At 67.2% G+C, this 19,295-nt stretch carries 22 protein-coding genes and 1 pseudogene; 9 read left to right on the top strand and 14 right to left on the bottom strand.

What is annotated here, in order from left to right; all coding sequences use genetic code 11:
• Positions 1–63: 63 nt before the first annotated feature.
• Together IF46_RS0112755 and IF46_RS0112750 are read right to left on the bottom strand one after the other, a co-directional pair.
• Entirely contained in the window at positions 64–642 is a 579-nt protein-coding gene (locus tag IF46_RS0112755; RefSeq protein WP_030488536.1) for an HD domain-containing protein, read from the bottom strand.
• Entirely contained in the window at positions 639–1,766 is a 1,128-nt protein-coding gene (locus IF46_RS0112750; RefSeq protein ID WP_030488535.1) for a helix-turn-helix domain-containing protein, read from the bottom strand. Before IF46_RS0112750 ends, IF46_RS0112755 begins: the two co-directional genes overlap by 4 nt.
• A gap of 622 nt (positions 1,767–2,388) precedes the next feature.
• Between IF46_RS0112750 and IF46_RS34765 the strand changes: the two genes are divergently transcribed.
• A complete protein-coding gene (locus IF46_RS34765; RefSeq protein ID WP_198041432.1) occupies positions 2,389–2,562 on the top strand; it encodes a hypothetical protein in 174 nt (57 codons plus the stop codon).
• A gap of 128 nt (positions 2,563–2,690) precedes the next feature.
• Here the strand turns inward: IF46_RS34765 and IF46_RS0112740 are convergent, their stop codons facing one another.
• Positions 2,691–3,071: a VOC family protein gene (locus tag IF46_RS0112740; protein ID WP_030488534.1), complete on the bottom strand. Its 381-nt coding sequence runs from the start codon at positions 3,069–3,071 to the stop codon at positions 2,691–2,693.
• A 271-nt stretch (positions 3,072–3,342) separates the two neighbouring features.
• On the opposite strand from IF46_RS0112740, the gene IF46_RS0112735 reads away from it, so the two are divergent.
• Complete coding sequence (locus IF46_RS0112735) at positions 3,343–3,849, top strand: HAD family hydrolase (protein WP_232234022.1); 507 nt, start codon at positions 3,343–3,345, stop codon at positions 3,847–3,849.
• 286 nt (positions 3,850–4,135) lie between these two features.
• The gene (locus tag IF46_RS0112730; RefSeq protein ID WP_157562957.1) at positions 4,136–4,768 is read left to right on the top strand and encodes a hypothetical protein; all 633 of its coding nucleotides are present in this window, start codon (positions 4,136–4,138) and stop codon (positions 4,766–4,768) included.
• A gap of 36 nt (positions 4,769–4,804) precedes the next feature.
• Here IF46_RS0112730 and IF46_RS35630 read toward each other — a convergent pair.
• From IF46_RS35630 to IF46_RS0112700, 6 genes and pseudogenes are all read right to left on the bottom strand, one after another.
• Positions 4,805–4,976 (bottom strand): annotated as a pseudogene (locus IF46_RS35630) (site-specific integrase); the annotation flags it as partial.
• A 152-nt stretch (positions 4,977–5,128) separates the two neighbouring features.
• Positions 5,129–5,386, bottom strand: a complete 258-nt coding sequence (locus IF46_RS0112720; protein ID WP_030488530.1) for a hypothetical protein — start codon at positions 5,384–5,386, stop codon at positions 5,129–5,131.
• Between the two features lie 22 nt (positions 5,387–5,408).
• Positions 5,409–5,897 (bottom strand): EndoU domain-containing protein, encoded by a 489-nt coding sequence (locus IF46_RS0112715; protein ID WP_198041431.1) that lies wholly within the window; start codon positions 5,895–5,897, stop codon positions 5,409–5,411.
• A gap of 160 nt (positions 5,898–6,057) precedes the next feature.
• Positions 6,058–6,783: a WXG100 family type VII secretion target gene (locus tag IF46_RS0112710; protein ID WP_030488528.1), complete on the bottom strand. Its 726-nt coding sequence runs from the start codon at positions 6,781–6,783 to the stop codon at positions 6,058–6,060.
• A 19-nt stretch (positions 6,784–6,802) separates the two neighbouring features.
• Positions 6,803–7,117 (bottom strand): hypothetical protein, encoded by a 315-nt coding sequence (locus tag IF46_RS0112705; protein ID WP_051723875.1) that lies wholly within the window; start codon positions 7,115–7,117, stop codon positions 6,803–6,805.
• Positions 7,117–7,509: a YbaB/EbfC family nucleoid-associated protein gene (locus tag IF46_RS0112700; protein WP_198041430.1), complete on the bottom strand. Its 393-nt coding sequence runs from the start codon at positions 7,507–7,509 to the stop codon at positions 7,117–7,119. Before IF46_RS0112700 ends, IF46_RS0112705 begins: the two co-directional genes overlap by 1 nt.
• Before the next feature lie 396 nt (positions 7,510–7,905).
• Here IF46_RS0112700 and IF46_RS0112695 point away from each other — a divergent pair, with 396 nt between their 5' ends.
• Positions 7,906–8,355 (top strand): hypothetical protein, encoded by a 450-nt coding sequence (locus tag IF46_RS0112695; RefSeq protein WP_157562954.1) that lies wholly within the window; start codon positions 7,906–7,908, stop codon positions 8,353–8,355.
• Positions 8,356–8,434: 79 nt separating this feature from the next.
• On the opposite strand, the gene IF46_RS34365 is transcribed toward IF46_RS0112695, so the two are convergent.
• Complete coding sequence (locus IF46_RS34365) at positions 8,435–9,730, bottom strand: helix-turn-helix domain-containing protein (RefSeq protein ID WP_157562951.1); 1,296 nt, start codon at positions 9,728–9,730, stop codon at positions 8,435–8,437.
• 367 nt (positions 9,731–10,097) lie between these two features.
• Between IF46_RS34365 and IF46_RS0112685 the strand changes: the two genes are divergently transcribed.
• Complete coding sequence (locus tag IF46_RS0112685; RefSeq protein WP_030488524.1) at positions 10,098–11,297, top strand: low temperature requirement protein A; 1,200 nt, start codon at positions 10,098–10,100, stop codon at positions 11,295–11,297.
• A gap of 93 nt (positions 11,298–11,390) precedes the next feature.
• Here the strand turns inward: IF46_RS0112685 and IF46_RS32500 are convergent, their stop codons facing one another.
• Positions 11,391–11,579, bottom strand: coding sequence for a putative quinol monooxygenase (locus IF46_RS32500; protein ID WP_198041429.1), 189 nt, complete (start codon positions 11,577–11,579; stop codon positions 11,391–11,393).
• A gap of 182 nt (positions 11,580–11,761) precedes the next feature.
• Entirely contained in the window at positions 11,762–12,481 is a 720-nt protein-coding gene (locus IF46_RS0112675; RefSeq protein WP_030488523.1) for a hypothetical protein, read from the bottom strand.
• 486 nt (positions 12,482–12,967) lie between these two features.
• Here IF46_RS0112675 and IF46_RS0112670 point away from each other — a divergent pair, with 486 nt between their 5' ends.
• Both IF46_RS0112670 and IF46_RS0112665 read left to right on the top strand, forming a co-directional pair.
• The gene (locus tag IF46_RS0112670; RefSeq protein WP_051723873.1) at positions 12,968–14,167 is read left to right on the top strand and encodes a phospholipase D-like domain-containing protein; all 1,200 of its coding nucleotides are present in this window, start codon (positions 12,968–12,970) and stop codon (positions 14,165–14,167) included.
• A gap of 168 nt (positions 14,168–14,335) precedes the next feature.
• The gene (locus tag IF46_RS0112665) at positions 14,336–15,016 is read left to right on the top strand and encodes a VOC family protein (RefSeq protein WP_051723872.1); all 681 of its coding nucleotides are present in this window, start codon (positions 14,336–14,338) and stop codon (positions 15,014–15,016) included.
• Here IF46_RS0112665 and IF46_RS0112660 read toward each other — a convergent pair.
• Positions 14,988–16,361, bottom strand: a complete 1,374-nt coding sequence (locus IF46_RS0112660; RefSeq protein WP_030488520.1) for a serine hydrolase domain-containing protein — start codon at positions 16,359–16,361, stop codon at positions 14,988–14,990. The two genes, IF46_RS0112665 and IF46_RS0112660, sit on opposite strands and share 29 nt — an antisense overlap.
• 401 nt (positions 16,362–16,762) lie before the next feature.
• Here IF46_RS0112660 and IF46_RS35505 point away from each other — a divergent pair, with 401 nt between their 5' ends.
• Entirely contained in the window at positions 16,763–16,984 is a 222-nt protein-coding gene (locus IF46_RS35505; RefSeq protein WP_332261486.1) for a GDP-mannose 4,6-dehydratase, read from the top strand.
• Complete coding sequence (locus IF46_RS0112655; protein ID WP_084597884.1) at positions 16,981–18,123, top strand: acyltransferase family protein; 1,143 nt, start codon at positions 16,981–16,983, stop codon at positions 18,121–18,123. The genes IF46_RS35505 and IF46_RS0112655 overlap by 4 nt, the downstream gene beginning before the upstream one ends.
• A gap of 178 nt (positions 18,124–18,301) precedes the next feature.
• On the opposite strand, the gene IF46_RS0112650 is transcribed toward IF46_RS0112655, so the two are convergent.
• Positions 18,302–19,207: an oxidoreductase gene (locus IF46_RS0112650; protein ID WP_030488518.1), complete on the bottom strand. Its 906-nt coding sequence runs from the start codon at positions 19,205–19,207 to the stop codon at positions 18,302–18,304.
• Positions 19,208–19,295: the final 88 nt, after the last annotated feature.

Genomic DNA, 19,295 nt, shown 5'->3' with positions numbered 1-19,295 from the left:
GGTTAGTCGCTGAAGCCACTGTGCACGTCCGTATCAGCATTGTGTCGCCGGGTCCGCCAGTGCTCACTCCTGCGGCGGGGGAGTGAGCCAGGCCAGGGGTTGTCCGCTGAGGGCGGCGTCGGCAAGGCGGTGGGCGCTGTCGGTCTTGAGCGAGGCTCGTGAGCTGTCGATCCAGCGCTGCACGTTGTCGATGCCTTGGTGGCGGTACTCGACGGCTTGGACGAGGCATTCCAGCTTGTCAGCGTCACGCGCGACGACAGCTTCTAGTGTCTCGCCAGCTTCGTATTCGGCGACTGCGGCGGTGATGACGTCGGCGACGGCCGGTGGGCAGGCGGCCACCTGGTCGGCGGTGACGGCGGTGTTGGGTTCGGCGGTGAGGTAGCGCTTGGCGATGTGTGGGATGTCGGTGATTCGGGTTTCCTGGGTGTCGTGCAGGGTGCAGAGCATCGACACTCGGGCTGGGTCGGCGCCCTCCATGGCGGCGAGCATCATTCCGATGAGTGCTGTTCGGAAGGAGTGTTCGGCGATGGACTCGGGGTGCTTGACGCCGGCGAACCACCAGCCGGTGCGGTTGGCGCGTTTGAGGACGCCGGCTTCGAAGATGAAGTTCATCGCTCCGGCGGCGTCGTGATCGTCGGTCATCTGCCCGTCCCTGTGCCGGTGAGTCCGTCCGCCCGCAGGCTGTAGACGATAGAGGTTAGTTCCTGCCGCGATTGCGCGGAGATCCGGTCACTGTCCAGGAGCGGGACACTGCGGTCGAGGAGCGCCCGAGTCGCGGCGGGGGTGTCGAGAGCGAGACCGCGTCGTACGGCCAGCAGAGCCCAGACGTTGTGGATGTTGAGGTCGACGAAGGGATGCTGTGGTTCGAGGCGATGGACCAGGTGCCGAAGAAGGATTGAGCCGTGCCAGTCAGCGAGCGCTTCTGGCATGAAGGAGTCGTCGCGGTGGCGGTACGGGATCTCGCCCACCCAGTAGGCCGAATAGTTGAGGGCTGCTCGCTCGCAGGCATCGTCGGGGTGTGCGCGGGCGATGAAGTCTCGTAACGGTTCCGGGTCGCCCTGGTTGGCGAGGGACGTGACGACGGAGCGGGCATCGGGCCACAGCGGTGACCAGGTGCGAAAGGTGGTGGTGCGGCGTGCTCGGGCGGTGGTCTGGGTGAGCCAACCTGCTGCTGCCTTGGTGGGGTCCATGCCGGCAAGGAAGCAGGCTTGCCGGTGCAGCAGCACGTTCCGATGCCGTCCGGCTGCGGCGCGATCGGCGAGCACGTGAAGGTGAGCGAAGAACGCACGTTGCTCGTTGACGGGCAGGGTCGGCCCCGACGCGACTGGACCCCGCCGGGGATGGGCGAAGGGTAGCCCTCTGGCGAAGGTCGGTGTCTGCCCGAGGACCGCCCAGAGGATCAAGTCGGTCAGACGATGGGTGAGTACGGACCAGCCCAGCGGATGTTCGGCGAGGTCGCAGCGGTCCACATGTTCGTCCAGGACGGCCGTGAGGATGAGATCCGCCTCGGCGGCGTCGTCAAGTGCTGCGAGCAGGAGTGTGTTCGCGCCGAGCCGTCCGAGCCGGCGTCGGACGGCGATTGCTTGCCCGAGCGGTACCGCGGTAAATGGCCGACGCCCGGATTCCCAGCTCTGCACGGTCACCCGATCGACGTCCAGGTCGACGGCGAGCTGCTCCTGCGTGAGCGGGATGGACTCCCGGATCAGCTTGAACAGGTAGCCGGTCACCTCGCCACGATGTGGTGCTGATCGTCGGTGACCTCTCATGCGTAATCCCTACGTTGACCCGTGGTCGACGGTCCGCCGTGAAACCAGTGCTGCGGCAGCTCATCTGGCCTGCTCACTCGTACTGCGGGTGAGTCCAACCGCCGCCGTGGTGATCGTAGCGTCGCAGTTGCCGAACGTTCCAGATCCGGTCCCGTGGTTGGGGTCGGCCATGGAGTGCTGCCCGGCGGAGGGAGCCAGTGAATGCGGGACAGGACACCACCATGGCGACGAGTGACTTACGACCAATACCTGATCGCGGTCGCGATGACCCTGGCACGGCGACACCGCCCGGCTTGGTCGTGGCGGAAGTGGAGCTGGATCTGCCGCTGTGGGGCGGAACTGCCCTGTCGCAGCCGCCACCGCATCCCGATCAACCGCGGCCACTGGCCCAGCCAGGACGGCCCGCAGTGACCACTCACCACCCGATCAAGCCGGCCTGGACGTGCGGCGGCTGTGCGGGGGAGTGGCCATGCCCGACCCGGTGCCAAGAGCTGCGAGCCGAGTACGACCGAGCCCCGGTGTCACTGGCCCTCTATCTGGCCGCCCAACTCGTCGACGCCGCCCAAGACCTGGCCCACGTCCCCGCCGGCCACCTGCATTACCGATTCCTCGGCTGGATTCGATGAGCATCCTGCGGCCGGGTGACGAGAAGTTCCACTACAGCGACGGTTCCCACAAGTGGATCCCGCCGGACCCGGACTACGACCAGGAGGTCTGGGACGAGCAGGTCCGCCAACACGAGCATGGACACTTGAGAAACGTGCACCCGAAGGTGCGGGTCCAACGCCTCGTCTAATGCCAGCAGTACAGCAGCGAAGCACAGCAACGGTGCCAGCCGGACCGAGCCGAGAAGCGCGCGAGGGTCGCCAGATCTTGTCGGCGGCTGCGGGGTGGCAGCCGCGTCGATCGTTTGGGCGAGGACCGTCAGAGTGGGTCGAGGCGGCGCTTGAGCAGGCAGAACTCGTTGCCTTCTGGATCGGCGAGGACGTGCCAGGATGCATCCGCAGGCTGACCGATGTCGACGAGTTTGGCCCCGGCGGCCAGGAGGCGCTCGAGCTCGGCATCCTGATCGCGGTCGGTGGGGTTGACGTCGATGTGCAGCCGGGCATGCCCGTTCTTCGGCTCGTCGTTGCGGATGAGGAAGATCGTCGGCTGCGGGCCGCCGAACCCTTCGCGCGGGCCTATCTCGATGTAGACCCCCTCATCGCGATCGAGCACTATGAAGTCCAGCACCTCGCACCAGAACCGCGCCAGCACCTCGAGGTCGCGGCACTTGAGCACGAGCTCACTGATACGGCATGCCATCGACGCGACCTACTCTCAGCACGGGAACTCCGGGGCTGCCGCACGCGGATCTCATGGGCTTGCTGCAGCGCGAACAAGCTCGCGATCTTAACGGGCGAAGCGAGCGGTGCTGGAGGAGGGTGCCCGTCGGGCTGAGCCCTGACGGTCGTCAGTCAGCAGGAAGTCAGCGAGACGAGCCCTCTCCCTCCACGCTTCTTGACCAGGGCAATCGTGGACGGCAGGCGAGGAGACGATCAGGACGATAGCGTGACGATCTCGCTAGGATGCCTCAATGCCCCGGCCAGTGATCTTCGATCTCTTCCATACCCTGATCCATGGTGCCGACGAGGAGCGCGATCGGGTAGTCGGCGAGATGGCGGTCATGGTCGGGGTGGCTCCGGCCGAGTTGGTCGCCGCGTACCACGCCACCTGGCGGGACCGGCTAGTCCAGTGGGACGTAGAGGAGACCGTCCGCATCCTCGCCGGACGCCTCGGCGGCACACCAACTAACAAGCAGGTGACACGGGCGGGTGAGCATCGGCGAGCCCTCGGGCGCAGGGTGCTGGACAGCGTCTCGACCGCCACCCTGGATGTGCTCGACGCGCTACGCGGGGACGGGCATCCGCTGGCTCTCATCAGCAACGCCACCTCGGACACTGCCGAGGCATGGCCGCAGAGTCCGCTCGCCCACCGGTTCGACGTTGCGGTCTTCTCCTGCGATGTCCGGCTATCCAAGCCAGACCCGGGGCACACACGGGGCACAAGACAGCGTGAAACGTCGGCAGGCAGCGACCAATGAGGTAAGCCAAGACAGGGCGTGACCAGGGTGCCACCTGGATTACCGCAGGTAATGAGTTGCCGAGCCTAGAAGCGCGCCAACAGGCCGTCTGACCCCGCAGCAAGCCGGATCCGACCGCTTGCCGAGAGGTCACACCGAAGAGGTCGCTGGTTCGATACCAGCATCGCCCACTCTCAGTTCTGGCAGTTCAGAGGCCGCTTCCCGAGTTCGGGAGGTGGCCTTTCTGCTGTCGTACAGCAGCTTTGTACAGCAGCGGTCAGCGGAAGGGTGACGACAAGGCGATGGGATGTCCGGCTGTGCTGTTACCTTGCCGGCCGTGACTGATCAGCTGACGTGGATCGACCGGATCATCGACGTGACCGGATGGCGCAAGATGCCTGAGGACGGTGTCGGCTGGGAGCAGGTCGAAGCCCAGCTGGGCGTTCCGCTGCCGACGGACTTCAAGGAACTGTGCCGCCGGTTCGTTCCGGGGCGGTTCTACGCCTACCTGGACCTCTTCCGGCCGACCGACGATCATGCACAACCGCTGTTTCGGGCGTGGGCCTATTCTCGGCAGTGGCCAAGTGAGCCTGACTTCGCGCGGTTGTGGGCCCCCTACGAGATGTACGAGCCCGACAAGGGGACGGGGCTGATCCAATGGGGCAGTGATCAGACCGAAGGGGAGTACTACTGGCTGGCGGACCGCTCTATGGAGCCCGACCGGTGGCCTGTGGTCGCGCGGTGGGACGGCATCGAGCCGTGGCACCAACTCGACATGTCGACGGCCGAGTTCGTCTACCGGGTGATCGCGGATCCGGAGTTCAAGCCGTTTACGGTGGCCGACCCGCCGCGGCGACCGTTCTACCTGCCGCACTGGGGGCCGTTCCCGACGAGCGCTGAGGACTGGGATGCTCTCACCGACCCGAACCGCAAAGGCTGAGCTACCCCTTCCGGGGCTGCCATTCAGGGACGAGAGTCAGCGGCCGAGGGAGTCGCCAAGACGTTTGAGTGCTTCCCCGCGTCGCCTTCGACGAGACCTGCGTGTAGATCTCCATCGTGATGGAGAACCGGGCGTGCCGGAGAACCTGCATGGCGACTCTCGGATGGACGTCCAGGTCGGCCAGGAGCGTGGCGCAGGTGTACTTGGCCAGGTAGGCGGCCACCTTGCCATCGGTCAACTCGCCGTCGGCAGCGTTGATCCGTCGTACGTCGACATGCTCGCCCCAGATCGGGCCAGGTCTGGGACGCCCGCTGGTCGACACGGTGCAGGGTTCGAGGGGCCCGATCTACGCTTCGGCCGTCAGTCCGAGGTCCGGATCTGCTCCAGGTAGGTCAGAGGCTTCTCGAGATACTCGATGAGCTCCCGCAGCGCGTCCTTCTCCGCCGTGGTGATCACGACGTCCTCCTCCGACAGGGCGCCGACGAGCTCCGTGATCGCCAGGTCCCAGGCCCCGGCGCCGGCGGCGGCCAGGACGAACGGCCGGTGATTCGGGCTGATCTTGGGTGCGAGCTGGTCGGTGATCTGGCGGCTGCGCCAGTAGTAATCGTTGACTTCCATGGGTCTCCCGTAGGTGCGGTGGCTAGGTCGGCCGCTTGGCCGGCGGGTTGGTGGTGACGCCCTCGCCGCTGAGCGGGAAGCCGCCGGAGATGCTGCCGTCCTTGTCCAGGGTAACGACGCAGGTGATGCCGTCGCGGGTGCCGGTGACGCTCCAGCCGTCGCCGTTGGCACGTTGCTGAGGGCGGCTGTCGGGGTTGGTGGCGATGCTCTTGAACCAGCCCTCGACCTGCGCCTCGGTGGTGCCGGGCGGGAAGAGCGTCTTGCCGGGCTCGGTGGAGGAGGGCCTGTGGTTGCCATTGCCCTTCCCGTCGCCGTTCCAGATCTTGTCCATCGCCCCGTCGCCCATCTCACCGAAGCGGCGCATGTCGTACCTGGCGTCGGCGAAGTCGGGGTCGTCCCAGGGGTTGGTCCTCTTGGGTACCTCGGGCTCGGATGTGTCGGCGTCCTTCGGGCGGCCCTCCTCGGCGCGCTTGATGCCGTGCTGCTGGGCTGGTCCCACGCGCTTGGGCATCATCCCGGGGTTGAATTTGGGACGGTTGGGGCCATCATCGCCACCGCCGTGCGGTGGGGTGGGGCCTGAGGGGTGCTTGTGGAGACCCGCCACAGCGAACAGGACCACCAGGACGGCGGTGGTCCGCAGAGCCGCCATGAGTTGTCGCATCGAGGGCCGCCTAGACGTCGAGGAGTGCGCGAAGGGCGGAGAGGCTGGCGATCAGGCCCATCAGCCAGCCGAAGATGCGGCCGGTCCAGCGGACGACGGCGACCGCGAGCTGGGAGGCGACCAGCGGTGTGGCGAAGCCCAGAGAGAAGACCACCTCGGCCAGCCACACCACGACCTTGGCGATGCAGTCGGCGATGAAGGCGCGCACGACCTCCCGCACTATCTGCACCACGGTTCCCGCGCCACGGGTCGCGGCACCCATGCCGGCGGCCGTGCCCGCGAAGATTCCGGCGACGTCGATGTTGATGGTGAGGATGTCGCGGTAGGCGTCGGCGGCGGCGCCCTGCCATCCGTCGAGGTCGCCGACCAGCCGCGCCTTGAGGTCCTCGGCGATGGAGAACAGCTCACTGGCCATGTTGTCCCAGGTCATGGCGTGCGTCTCGATGGTCTCGGGGTCACCGGCGAGCCAGTCGAGGGCCTGCTTCAGTGGCTCGACCTGCTCGATGGCCCACTCGATGCCCATCGACAGGAGCGTGCTGAACGGGTCGATGGCGATGGCCGCCCCGTCGAGAGCGGCGCCCAAGCCCGCGATTGAGCCGTCGATCCAGCTGCCGGAGTCGATGGCGTCCTTGATGCCCATGTAGTCGTCGGCAAGCGGCAGGCCGGTCCAGCCGTCGCGGTGCGCGGCGCTGGTCGAAGGGATGTCGGAGGTCGTGGCGACCAGTGGGTTGCTCATGAGAGGACGCCGGGCCGGCTCAGGTCGCGGAGTGGAAGGAGTTGAAGCCGTCGGTGGTCGACTCCTCGGTCCGCTGGTAGGCGTCGGCGGTTCTCTTGATTCCTGCGGCGAGCAGCGCGATGTTCTCGGCGAGCATCCCCACGCCCTTGTCCTGGTCCCGGTGGCGTCCCTCCATGATGGGCGGTAGGAACTGGCAGAGCTGCCCGTAGGCATCATCGGCCTGGAAGATGGTGCCGCTCGCGGCCTTGACGGCGGCGAAGCGGTCGTGAATGGCCAACATGGCCGTGGCGTGCGCGCGCAGGGCCTCGACGTCGACCTCGAATCCCCCGTGCATCAGTAACGCCCCTCTTCGTCCTCGGTGTCGGCGGTCCGGAATCCGGCCAGCAGGGCCCGGCCGGTCGCCGAGTCGGCGCCGACCGTCTCCCGCACGACCTCGGCGGCGGCCTCGGCGAGCTTGACCCGCGCGTTGCGATAGGCGCCCATGATCGCCTGCTGCGTCTGCTCCAGGCTCACGCGCTGCACCCGCGCGGAGAGCCGGACGTCGGCCATCGCCCCCGTGGAGTCGACGGTGACCTCGACGATCCCGTGGGCGTCGCTGGCCGTGACCCGCAGCGCGCGCAAGCCGGCAGCGGCGGCCTGCGTGTCGGCGGCCCGGCGCAAGGCATTGGCCTGCCATGCCTCCAGGCGTTCCCGCGCATCCTCGGCGTCCAACAGCGGATTGCCCACCGCGCCTCCGTTTCCGTTGCCGAGCCAGGGCATTAGAGGCGTCAGTGTAGCCACGGCCCCCCACACCAGGTTGCCCAGCGAATTCGGCGTGATCTGATCAATCTGGATCTCGGCGACGTGGGTGCTGCTGATCGCCTTCTTCGGGTCTGCTCGACCTGGCGGCGGTCAAGGAGCCGCTCAGTGAGGCCCGACCAGTGGCAGGTGAGCATCCTGCGGTGTGGCGACGAGAAGTTCCACTACAGCGACGGCCCGGTGCGGCGACGCGGTACGCGGTTGTTCGGCGTTGTGCGAGATTGATTGATTGCCGCCACCATCAGCGGCGATCAACTTCTCTGTTCCGTAGAAGTGGACGGCGGGACGGCTCTCAACCAACCTCGTCCCAGAGGAGTGGAAGTCATGATGCTGCGCAAGGCGTTCGGAGCGCTGCTGGCGTTGCTGACCTTCGGCACGGTGCTGGTCGTCACGGCGGCCCCGTCGCAGGCGGCGGTTGCCTGCTCGGGCACGGTCACCTACAGCTACGCGTACCCGCCGAGCAAGCCCGTTGCCGAGCTGGTCATCTACTACAACAGCACCAACGGCGGCACGAACAGCGCCTGCATGTACCACCGCGGCGCGGCGTACGGCTCCTCGGCGCGGACCTCCGTGCAGATCGCCCGGTGCGCGGAGACCTCCGGAACCGGCTCGTGCACCGCCACCGCGATCTCCACCAAGGACGACGCCGACTACCTGTACTACGCCGGGCCGCGCGGAGTGACCGGCACGGCGAACAACTGCGTCGACGCGTACGGCGAGATGGACTGGGCCGGCACCACCTACTGGATCCACTCCGGTCGCCAGGGCTGTTGAGTCCGGTGACGTCGGACCGGTGGCCCGGCGGGATCCGTCCCGCCGGGCCACCGGTGGTGGCCGTCCGCGTACGCCCCCATCAGGGGTAGAGGCAGGCGGTACGGCGGGCCGCGAGCCGCTGGTCGGCGGTGAGCGGCAGGGCCTTGGCGGTGCTGGAGCCGTCGGGGCGGGCTGCCCGCACGTCGAGTACGTCGGTCGGCGCGCCACCGCCGAGACAAGCGACCGCGGCCACCGGGATCTCGGCAGTGGATCCGGGTGGCACGGACAGGCTGTCGAGCTTCCAGACGAGGTCGAACGGCGGGGCAGCCATACCGGTCAATCCGATTTGGTGCCAGCGGCGCTCGGCCGGCAGCGCGGGGTCGTCCGCGTAGTAGGCGGCAAAGCCGACGATCTCCAGGTGGGTGCCGGTCGCGCTCAGCCGCCACCCACCCGGGCCGGTCACATCGGGGGCGATCGCGAGGGCGATCGTGGCCGGCCCGGGTCGGTCGCCTCGGCAGCGGGACGGTTCCAGGCCCGTGGGCGGGTTGCCGTGCACCACGCCGGAGGCGATCAGCCCACCGTCGGCGAGGGTAAACCAGCGGATGTCGGGGGTCTGGGAGGTGGAGTCGGTGATCCGCTCACCCAGGCAGTAGCCGGTGAGCCCGACCACGCAGCCGGGCGGAATGGTGTAGAGGATTCCCTGGTCGCGGCGGGGCTCGCTCCGGACATGCACGCCACCGCCGTACGTGACGGCGGTGAAGGCGGCGTCAACGGTGGTCGCCGGGCAGGCTGTGGTGGTCGTCGTGCCAGCGGCCGCCGTCGCCCCGCTGGCCGGCCACCTCAGCTGGGTCATCGGCACCACAGCGGCCGTGCCGGCGAGGCCGGCGACCGCCACCGCCGCCAGCGCCAGTCGCCGTCGGAGTTTCCGGTGCCGCGGGGGGCCCGCGGACCGGTCGTGGGCTGGTCCGGCTACGCCGCCGGTTGACTCACCCGTGGCCGGGGCGGCTGGATCTCCGGCAGTCACAGCGGATGGTGACTCTGCGAGGGGTGTGGCGAGCGGTTCGGCCGGCGTCGGGTCGGGTGTTTCTGCCCTCGCCGGGTCGGCTGGTGCGCTGGCCGAACTGGCGGACCGCAGCTCCTCGTCCAGTTCGAGCCAACGCTGCCTCCAGTGGGCGGTGTCCCCGCCGCAGGCCCCGACGTACGCGAGCAGCACGTCGAGGCTGGGTTGGCGCATTCCGCTGGCAGCGGCGGAGAGGGTCGAGGCACTGTAGCCGGCGACCTCGGCCAATCTCCGGTAGGTGGGGTTGCCCGCTTCGACACGTAACTTCCGTAGCTCGTGGGCGAAGGACGACAACGGTCCAGCCGTCGGATCTACGGGCCGCTCGTGCCGAGCCATGCCGCTCCCTTGTCCCGGTAGCGCCCTGGAGCGGGGTGCCGCAGCACAGGGCTCATGTTTCCTGGTATGTCATCCAAAGTAGAGAAATTATATTGATCTCCTGGACCGGCAAACGACGGCTACCAGTGTGCGGGGGGTGGCGTGGGACCGGCGGTGCAAGCTCCGCCGTTGAACGCCGCCGGGTACGGCCTGACACGCAGGTTTCGCTCCAGCGACCTGCAACATCCTCGCGTCGCCGCGTCCTGTGGGCCGTCAGGCTATTCAGTCATCGCGGGTGCGTCTTTTATCCGTGGGCGCCGCGGCAACGTGGTACGACTGCTTCAGCGACTATCCGACGAAGCGAGCGGGCCGGGTGACGAGTAACAGAGTGGCCAACCTGCTGCGCAGGCGTGAGAGTCCGCAGCGGCCGACCTTCCTGGAACTGTTCTTCGATCTCGTCTATGTCTTCGCGCTCACCCGGATTGTGCACGAGTTGGTGTTGGACTACACCAGGGGCCACGTCGCGGAGCGGTTGACCACCTCCCTTGCGGAGAACGGCGAAACCCTGCTGTTGCTTCTGGCGCTCTGGTGGATCTGGACCCAGACGGCCTGGGTGACCAGCAGATTCGATCCTTTCCAGCCGCCGATCCAGTTCGTTGTCGTCGCGACGATGTATGGAAGCCTGCTCATGGCGGTCGCGATTTCGGGGGCTCTCGCCGACACTGGCCTGCTCTTCGCGAGCACCTATGTCGCGATCCAGGTGGGCCGCACGCTCTTCTTCGTGGGCATCGTGCGCGGTCACAATCTGCGCCGCGTCAATATGTTGGCGCTAATCTGGTTCGCTGCGTCGGCCGTACCGTGGCTCGCCGGAGCCTTCGCTCCCGAGGTGACGCGCAATTCGCTGTGGACGGTGGCCCTGGCAATCGACTACCTGGGGGCCAGGCTCGGCTGGCCGGTACCGGGGTTGGGCCGCTCGCGGGTGTCCCCGTGGGCAGTGTCGGGCGAGCACCTGGCCGAACGCTACTGGCAGTTGGTCATTGTCGCGCTTGGCGAGACGATCCTGACCTCCGGGTCGAGTCTGCTCCGCGGTCCGATCGTGGCTGAACGAATGATGGCCCTAACCTTGTCGTTCCTCACCACGGTGTTGCTGTGGCGGATCTACTTCTATCGAGCCGGCCAGATCCTGGGCGAGGCCATCGCGGCATCCGCCGACCCCGGCCGGCTCGGTCGGTTGGCCGAGTTCGCGCACCTGCTCATGGTGTCCGGCATCCTCGCCACCTCGGCCGGCTCCGAACTCGTCCTCATGGATCCATCCGGAGACGCCAAACCAGCCTGGGTCGGAGCCATCCTCGGAGGGCCCGCGCTCTACCTCGCCGGGCGCTCAATATTCGAGTACGTGGCCTTTGCGCGAGTGTCCTGGCCACGGCCGATCGGGATCCTCGTCCTCGCGGCCATGGCACCGATCATGGTCGGCCTACCGTCCCTCGGGGTCGCCGCAGCAGCGGCCGCCGTCCTGCTCGGCGTTGCCGTCTCCGACACGACCCGGGCCCATGGACGTCCACTGGAGGAAGCCTCGCCGCCACGCTGACGGGTACCCGGCACCCCACCGAACAAGGTCGATTCGCCGGGCAACCTGCGAGACGGCGGCCGCAGGCTTACACGCTCAGGCATCCCAACACGGTTACCTCTTGGCTGGTGAACTCGCCGCCTCACTCACCCAGATCGTGACGTCGTCGGTGTTCGAGACGCCCACCACGTACAGGTCGCATCCGACCGTGCGCAGGCCATCGGCGCCGCTGAGCAGGATGTCCACGACGTCATCCCGGAAGCCCGGCTTGGCCTTCATCGATCCGATGTAGCCGTACGACACAGCAACTCCTTGAAGCGGCGGCAAGCTGATCGCGTTCATGCGGCGAGCGAAAAAAACGCCTTGCAACGGAAACGACTTCTGCGGCCTCGAGCATACTGATCTGTCGCTGACAAGGCGCGGCGATCGTGAGCGTGCGCCCCCCGGTCGACACGCCGAGATGCTGGAGGCGTTCGCGTGGTGAGTCAGCGCAGTGCTGTTGCGAGTTCGGCGGCGTTGTCGAACGCGGCTGCCGCCCTTTCTGATTCGTCGTCGGTGAGCGTGACGGACTGGGCGCGGCCCAGCAGGTCGGCCGCAGTCTTTGGGTCGTGCAGCACCATCGCGAGTTCGGCGCGGTAGACCAGGACCTCTACCTGCTCGACCGGGTCGTCGTCGGCTTGCGGGCGGGCCAACGCGCTGTCGAGGATCCGAACGGCCTGTCCGATATTTCCCCTGGAGTCGGCCTGCACGACAGCATTCGCCAGGGCCTTGGCCAGCCGCCCGGCAGGCGTGGCGGCCGGCACGGGGGCGGTGGTGGCGTCCCGAAAGACGCGGATCCAGTTGCCGCCCGGGTCGATGATGCTGAATCCGCCCAACCCGTCGGCGTTCTTCCGCGCCCTGGGCCGGGTCATCCGCGGCGTTCCGGACACCAGTACCTTGCCGTACGCGGCGCGCATGCCGGCTGCGAATGCCCGATGTAGTCCCTCGATGTCCGCGGTGATTACCAGACAGGAGCCATAGGACTGCTCCGGGTCAAATCCGGGGATCTCGAAGAACTGCAGATGCAGGTCTTCTCGCTGCACCCCCACACACGCGTTGGGCTTGCGTTGCTTGTACGTGGTGCGGAAACCGAGAACTCCGTAGAAGGCTTCGATGTCGTCAATGGATGCGCACGGCAGCAGGGGAACTGTCACCTCGTTGGTCATGCCTCCTTCCTACGGGTCGCAGGGTGTCCGTCGCACATGGAAATAGCCGATCATCGTCTTCGGTCATCTGTTCGGCTGATGACCCAGAACGCAACGTTGCCCCGCCGAGCCATCGGCGGTGCCCGTTCCAGCTCTCGGCTGACGCCAGCAGTACGGCAGCCACGTACCGCATCCGTGCCAGCCGAACCGCGATCCCGCCGGTCCTGCGCCACCCAGTTCGCTGTTCGGGTAACCGGGGCGGCGGCGCCGGGTGTGCGTAACACGCTGTTTCCGTGTTCGGGTTCTGACCGATGTGTTGGCTTCACGCTCTGGTTGTCGACGCGACGGCCGGTCCGAATCTAGAGTTGCGCGGCGAGCCGGCGTCTTTGCGGCTGTGGCCAAAACGACTGCCGACTTCGGTGATGGCTCGCGATGAATTCATATTTCGTCAATTGACGCCGAGCGTTTTCGCGGTTGCGCGTGAATTGCCAGCGTAGGAGCCACCAAATGCACCGAGCCCGTTCCCTCCGCCCCTTCGCGCTCGCTGGTGTCAGCGCACTGGTCGCCTTATGTACGCAGCTGGCGGCCGTTCCTGCCGCCCAGGCCGCTCTCGACGAGCCCGCCCGCAGCGCCTGCCGTAACGTCGGCAAGGTGCCGGTCACGACCAGCGCCGTCTTCAATGACCCGGTCGCGGGCACTCCGACCGCGGTCGTGGAACGCATCTGCTCACTGATCAAGCAAGCTGCGGTCGGGTCCTCGATTGAGATCGCCGAGTTCGTCGTCTCGGGCGACGCCGGCGCCGACTACGCAGGGGTGTTGCTCGACGCCCACCGTCGAGGCGTCAAGGTACGTATGGTCATGGACGGCTATCAGATCAACAACCCCGCCGCCGCAGACCTGATCCGCACCCTCGGTACCGACAAGTCGGCCACCTCTTGGGTGCACGTCTGCAGCCACCTGAGCCCGGAAGGCAACACCACGTCCTGCCAGGGCACCAAGGGCATGCACAACAAGTTCGCGCTCTTCGCCAAGACCGGCGGCAAGCGCGACGTTGTCGTGCAGGCGTCGAACAACATCACCGACGTCAACTCCACCAGCTACTGGAACAACCTCGTCGTGCTGCCCGGTAACGGCAAGCTCTTCGCCGGATACGGGAAGTACTTCGACGACCTTGCCGCCGAGGTGCAGAACCCCGACTACGACACCACCGTCACCACCAGAATGCGGGGCAGTCAGGTCACCGCCCAGTTCTATCCGGTTGCCGACCGGGACCCGATCGCTCAGCGGCTGCACCAGGTCGGCTGCAAGCCCAAGGGCCGCACCAGGGTGGAGATCGGGCAGTCCGAATGGGATGGCACCCGGCTCGCGATCGTTGACGAGCTCGCCAGGCTGAAGGCCAAGGGTTGCCAGGTGCGCGTCGTGCATGGCTTGGCCGAGGATGCGGTCACCGCCGCGCTCGACGCCGCCGGCATCGAGCGCCGGGTGCTCGACGGGTCGACTCCCGCCGGCCGCATCCACTCCAAGTACCTCGTGGTTAGCGACCCGACCGGCCGGGGCTGGGTGATGACCGGCAGCCACAACTTCAACGCCACCTCGTTGCAACGCAACGACGAGGCGATGGTGGAGCTCTCCCAGCGCAGCATCGTCAAGGCGTACGCCGCCAACTTCGCCCGGCTGTGGAAGGTCGGCGCGGTCGCCGGCGCCTGAGCGGGTAGTACGGGATGAGGATGACAGAGCGGTGCCGACGCGAAGCCGGCGCCGCTCTGCATTGCGCAGCCCAGCACCGGGGCAAGCGGAGATGCAGACGTCCGTGCCAGCGAGTGTGAGAGCCACGGTGTGAGCGTCCGGCGCGCTGCCGATGTTAGGTTCGCCAGCATGACCGTGCAGATCACCGCGGGGCAGTTCCACGCGGCCGACGGTGTCGAGGACTGGCGCTCCCTCTACCACGTGGTCTCGGCCTACTTTCGGACCGGCTCACTAACCAAGGGAATTACCCTCGTTGATGAGATCGGCCGGCTCGTCGACAGCGACGAGCAGCAGTACCTCAACGTCGACCTGCGCCACGCCGGCGTCACAGTGTCCCTGTCCCGGCGCGACATCGCGCTGGCCCGGAGGATCTCGGCCGCCGCCAAGGAATTGGGCATCGCCGGCGATCCGACCGCCGTTCAACTTGTCAACGTCACCCTCGACGCATTCGTCTGCGCGGACGTGCTGCCGTTCTGGCGGGCGGTGCTTGGTTATCGCCAAATCGAAGACGACTACCTGGCTGACCCGTCGCGCCGAGGCCCGGGCCTCGGGTTGCAACAGATGGACGAGGCGCGGCCACATCGCAACCGCATACACCTCGATGTCGCGGTCCCGCACGACCAGGCCGAAGCCCGCATCGCCGCAGCCCTGGCCGCCGGCGGTCGCCTCATTTCTGATGAACACGCGCCGAAGTGGTGGGTCTTGGCCGATGCCGAAGGCAACGAAGCGTGCGTCGCTACCTGGCTCGGCCGCGGACTGACCGATCGCTGCGTTCGTGAGGTCAGCCGGCCTGCCAGCCGGCGGGGTTGATGCCGCCGGGCAGTGGTGCCGCGGGGTCGTAGGGCTGCCGGGTGAAGATGAAGGTGCCAAGATCGAGGTGGCTGACGGCGCCTGCCGCGTCGTGTTGCACCCGCAGCCGTTCGCCGGCGAAGTAGCCGTTGATCCCCTCCCAGCTGCCGTCGCCGGTGGGGCGCAGCCGGGTGCCGCGTCCGCCGGACAGCGGAGCCAACTCCACGAAGCCATCAGCCTGCGGGCGCAGCACATAAGGGGCCGGCCCCCAGTACCACGGACCGGCGAGATCCAGTAGCTGTGGGTCAACCGAGGGCAGCGGTCGCCACGGCGCAGGGATCCGCGGCTCCCGCTCGGCGACCGTCTGCAGCAGATCAGCGGCGAGAGCACCGGCGGACAGGCCAGCGGTCACGTTACCCATAACGACCGCGCCCAGAGCATCATCGGGGCTGACCCACACGGTCGCGACAAAGCCCGGCATCGAGCCGGTGTGCCCGGCCAACAGCCGGCCGTCGCGGCGCAGCAGCTGTATGCCGAGCCCGTAGCCACTGTCCCAGTTCGTCGCCTCCGGCGGGCTCGCCGGGTTGCGCATCTGCGCGACGGTGTCCGGATGCAACACCCGGTCGTCGCCGTCGATGAGAAACGCGGAGAACCTGGCCAGGTCCGTCACGGTCGACCACAGCTGCCCGGCAGGCGCCATCAGACCGGTGTCCACGGCGGGCTCCGCAAGGAGCACATCGGCCCAGGGATGCACCGCCCAGCCCGTGGCATGCGGCGCGACCGGCAGCAGGGTGGTGCGGGTCATCGCGAGCGGCTCCAGCACCTCGCGCCGCAGCACCTCGCCCCACGCCTGGCCCCGAACCTGCTGCACCAGCGCGCCGAGCAGCGCGTAGCCGGGGTTGGAGTAGTGGTAGCGCTGTCCGGCCGGATGCACCTGCGGATCGCCGCCCAGCACGTCGGCCAGGTCGGGTCGCAGCGTGCCCGGGGTTCGTTCCCACCACGGGCCGGGCGCCTCAGCGATCAGCCCGGCGGTGTGCGCCAGAAGCGCACCGACCGTGGCCTGGCCCGCCGCCGTGCCGGGCAGGTGCTCGGCCAGCGGGTCGGTAAGCGCGAGTCGCCCCTCGTCGCGCAGGCGCAGCACCAGCACCGCAAGGAAAGTCTTGGTGATCGAACCGATCCGGTATTGGAGGTTGCCATCCGGCACCCTGCCGTCCACCGTTCCCCACCCGTCCACCCACACAGGACGGCCATCACGCACCACGGCAGCGACGACCGAAGGCGCCCGACCCGCTACCTGACCAGTGGCCAGCCGGTGGACCAGCGCACGTCGGGTTTCGGGTAACAGCGGCGTCGGGATCGGTGCCATGCGGCAAACCTACCGGGCGGCCTGCACCGCCCCGTAACGATCCGACGCGTCTGGATCTGCCGCTGATGAGGCGTGGCGTCCCTGAGGGCGGCCAGTGATGGCCGGGGCCGTGGGAGCAGGTCGGGCACGCCGGGCATGCTCGGTCGCCTCACCCCAAACGGACCCGCCACCCGCCAACGGCGCCATATCTTCAACAGACCTGACTGACAGAAATACGAAACGCTCTTTAGGGCCTGTGGGCAGTGGACGGGCGTTTGGCACAACGAATGAGACATATTTCAGTGACGTTTTCTTGAGTTGCTCAGGAATCAGCTTGCGGGAAATGTGAAAGCGATGGAGTTGCGCCGCGAATCCGGTATAAGGAATTGACGCATCATCCCGGGTTCGCTCAGGTGCGCCGGATGTTCGGACCACCGCGTGCAGGTCACGCCTCAGGGTTGCCACCTCGAGAGGGACGCATGTCGCGATTAGTGCTCACTTCCGGGGTCGCCGGGCAGGATGGCAGGTGCCTGTCAGAACTCCTGCTCGACAAGGGCGACACGGTGCACGGAATCAAAAGAAGATCGTCCAGTTTCAACACGGCTATCGGTATTCGGTCCGGCCGATCTGGAGCGCGCACATGACGTCTGCTGCAAGGCCGGTGCGAGAGCAGCACCGCCTGTACGAGGTGGATCTACTCCGGTTCGCCGCCGCCCTGATGATCGTCTTTCTCCACTACACCTTCAGTCAGGGCCTAACTGAATATGACTTCGCGCCGTCGCTCGGAGCGGTCACTCAGTACGGTTACCTTGGCGTCGAACTGTTCTTCCTCATCAGCGGCATGGTCGTGCTCATGAGCGTGTGGGGACGCACCACGCGCGAGTTCGTAGCGTCGCGGATCTCTCGGCTGTATCCCGCCTTCTGGGTGGCCGTCACTCTCACGGCGGCGATGGTCGCCATTGCGGGACCTCGGGGCCGGAACGACGTCACCGCGGTGCAGTACGCGGCGAACTTGTCAATGTTTCCCCAGCTCGCCAACATCGAGTACGTCGAAAGCGTGTACTGGACGTTGTGGTCCGAGTGGCGGTTCTACCTCATCCTGTTCGCCTTCTCGCTGTTGGGGATCACCGAGCGTCGTACCCACTGGCTGCTTTGGGGCTGGCTCACCGCCAGCGTGGCGCTAGAGGCTCTTCCTGTTCCGCCGGCCGCCCATGCCGCGTTGGCGCTAATTGTCCAGCCCCAGTTCAGCCACTACTTCATCGCGGGCATGGCCCTGTACATGGTGCACCGCTTCGGCTTCACTGCGCGACTGGGCCTCCTGCTGTCAGGGTGCTACGCGAACGCCGTAAAGGAGGCGGACAGTCGGATCGATGAGTTGGTTGCGGATGGGCTGGCGCCAACCCTTCTCGTTGTTGCCCTGGTCATCCTGGCGATCTTCGTCGTTATGATCCTCGCAGCGACCGGTGGGTTGCGCTGGATGCGGTGGCCATGTCTGTCCGAACTAGGCGCGATGACATACCCGCTCTATCTGATCCACTTCACCCTAGGTGTTGCTGCCATCAACGCCTTGCTCCCGGCAGTCCATCCCTGGCTGGCGCTGCCACTAGTGATCGCCGCGATGTGTGGCGCTTCCTGGCTAATCAGCGCGAAGGTGGAGGACAGGGTCCGCCCAGCGCTTCACCTGGCGATTCGTCGGCTTCTACGCGTACCGCCGCATCAAATGCCGGAGCAGACGGCCAGCACTGCTCGTGCCACGGATCAGGCGACTGCCGGCCGTATTTGACCGTCTACCACTCCATCAGCGATCCGGTGTTCCGGTTCCTTCAGGAGAGCATCGCACCCACGCCGCTGTGCTCCGGTGTAGATCCTGGGCCGGGGGAGCAGGCTGACAGCAACAGGGTGCACTGAACAGCCTTGAACTGCCTCCAACGGTGTCGAACGTCCCTCAACTGCACCGACCTCTACAGGTAGTTGACGCCGGTCAGGTCCGCAGCTGCCGCCCACAGCCGCGTGCCGACGGCCGGGTCGGCGGCCTCCTGGCTGAGCCGAGCCTCGGTGACTCTGCCTCGCGTCTCCCAGATCCCGGACGGGCCGAAGAACTGGCCACCCCGCACACCGGGCTCGGTCGCAGCGCGCAATTGCGGCAGCGCGCCCTGCGCCACCGGCTGGGTTGCCAGCAAGCCCGCCGACGCGATCAGTCGCCCGAATCGGCCACGGTGTTCCCAGGCACGCGGAGTCAGGTTGGTGCGGGTGAGACCGGGGTGGGCCAGGGCGCTGACGATCGGCGTTCCGGCGGCGCGCAGGCGGCGGTCCAGTTCGATGCCGAAGATCGTGGTGGCGAGCTTGGACCGGCCGTAGGCGGTCGCTGCCCGATAGCCGTGTTCGAACATCAGGTCATCGAAGTCCAGGTGCGCGTTCTTGTGGGTGATCGAGCTGAGACTGACCACGCGGGCTTCCCGCGCCGCGGCCAGGTTGCCGAGCAGCAGGCCGGTCAGTACGAAGTGGCCCAGCATGTTGGTGGCGAGGTGCAGCTCGAATCCGTCGGCGGAGGTGCGACGTGGGCCAAGCAGCACCACGCCGGCGTTGTTGACCAGCAGGTCGATCGCCGGGTGGTCGCCAGCCAGCTTCGCCGCGAAGGTCCGCACGGAGGCGAGGGAGGCCAGGTCCAGCTCGCGTACCTCGACGTCGCCACCGATCCGGCGGGCGGCCTCCTCGCCGGCGGGAGTGTGGCGAACGGCGAGCACGACGTGGGCGCCGTGGCTGGCCAACTCGGTGGCGGTGACCAGGCCGAGGCCCGAGTTCGCGCCGGTCACGACGGCAACCCGACCGTGCTGGTCGGGGATGTCTTCGGTGGTCCATCCGGTCATCTGCTGCTCCTGGAGGTGTCGGTGTGCTGGCCCCATCGACGTTAGGAGCGATCCCGATGGGTTCAGTCGTTCTCGGTTGCCTAGGTCT

Origin of the sequence: Micromonospora chokoriensis, assembly GCF_000718555.1 — a bacterium.
In the GTDB taxonomy this organism is placed as follows: domain Bacteria; phylum Actinomycetota; class Actinomycetes; order Mycobacteriales; family Micromonosporaceae; genus Micromonospora; species Micromonospora chokoriensis_B.
Note: the sequence above shows the minus strand (reverse complement) of the source record. Positions and strands in the feature narration are given on the sequence as shown.

Coding starts and splice junctions, on each gene's coding strand:
- IF46_RS0112755 (WP_030488536.1), bottom strand. CDS start 642: ATGACCGACGATCACGACGCCGCCGGAGCGATGAACTTCATCTTCGAA.
- IF46_RS0112750 (WP_030488535.1), bottom strand. CDS start 1,766: ATGAGAGGTCACCGACGATCAGCACCACATCGTGGCGAGGTGACCGGC.
- IF46_RS34765 (WP_198041432.1), top strand. CDS start 2,389: ATGAGCATCCTGCGGCCGGGTGACGAGAAGTTCCACTACAGCGACGGT.
- IF46_RS0112740 (WP_030488534.1), bottom strand. CDS start 3,071: ATGGCATGCCGTATCAGTGAGCTCGTGCTCAAGTGCCGCGACCTCGAG.
- IF46_RS0112735 (WP_232234022.1), top strand. CDS start 3,343: ATGCCCCGGCCAGTGATCTTCGATCTCTTCCATACCCTGATCCATGGT.
- IF46_RS0112730 (WP_157562957.1), top strand. CDS start 4,136: ATGTCCGGCTGTGCTGTTACCTTGCCGGCCGTGACTGATCAGCTGACG.
- IF46_RS0112720 (WP_030488530.1), bottom strand. CDS start 5,386: ATGGAAGTCAACGATTACTACTGGCGCAGCCGCCAGATCACCGACCAG.
- IF46_RS0112715 (WP_198041431.1), bottom strand. CDS start 5,897: ATGCCCAAGCGCGTGGGACCAGCCCAGCAGCACGGCATCAAGCGCGCC.
- IF46_RS0112710 (WP_030488528.1), bottom strand. CDS start 6,783: ATGAGCAACCCACTGGTCGCCACGACCTCCGACATCCCTTCGACCAGC.
- IF46_RS0112705 (WP_051723875.1), bottom strand. CDS start 7,117: ATGCACGGGGGATTCGAGGTCGACGTCGAGGCCCTGCGCGCGCACGCC.
- IF46_RS0112695 (WP_157562954.1), top strand. CDS start 7,906: ATGATGCTGCGCAAGGCGTTCGGAGCGCTGCTGGCGTTGCTGACCTTC.
- IF46_RS34365 (WP_157562951.1), bottom strand. CDS start 9,730: ATGGCTCGGCACGAGCGGCCCGTAGATCCGACGGCTGGACCGTTGTCG.
- IF46_RS0112675 (WP_030488523.1), bottom strand. CDS start 12,481: ATGACCAACGAGGTGACAGTTCCCCTGCTGCCGTGCGCATCCATTGAC.
- IF46_RS0112670 (WP_051723873.1), top strand. CDS start 12,968: ATGCACCGAGCCCGTTCCCTCCGCCCCTTCGCGCTCGCTGGTGTCAGC.
- IF46_RS0112665 (WP_051723872.1), top strand. CDS start 14,336: ATGACCGTGCAGATCACCGCGGGGCAGTTCCACGCGGCCGACGGTGTC.
- IF46_RS0112660 (WP_030488520.1), bottom strand. CDS start 16,361: ATGGCACCGATCCCGACGCCGCTGTTACCCGAAACCCGACGTGCGCTG.
- IF46_RS35505 (WP_332261486.1), top strand. CDS start 16,763: ATGTTCGGACCACCGCGTGCAGGTCACGCCTCAGGGTTGCCACCTCGA.
- IF46_RS0112655 (WP_084597884.1), top strand. CDS start 16,981: ATGACGTCTGCTGCAAGGCCGGTGCGAGAGCAGCACCGCCTGTACGAG.
- IF46_RS0112650 (WP_030488518.1), bottom strand. CDS start 19,207: ATGACCGGATGGACCACCGAAGACATCCCCGACCAGCACGGTCGGGTT.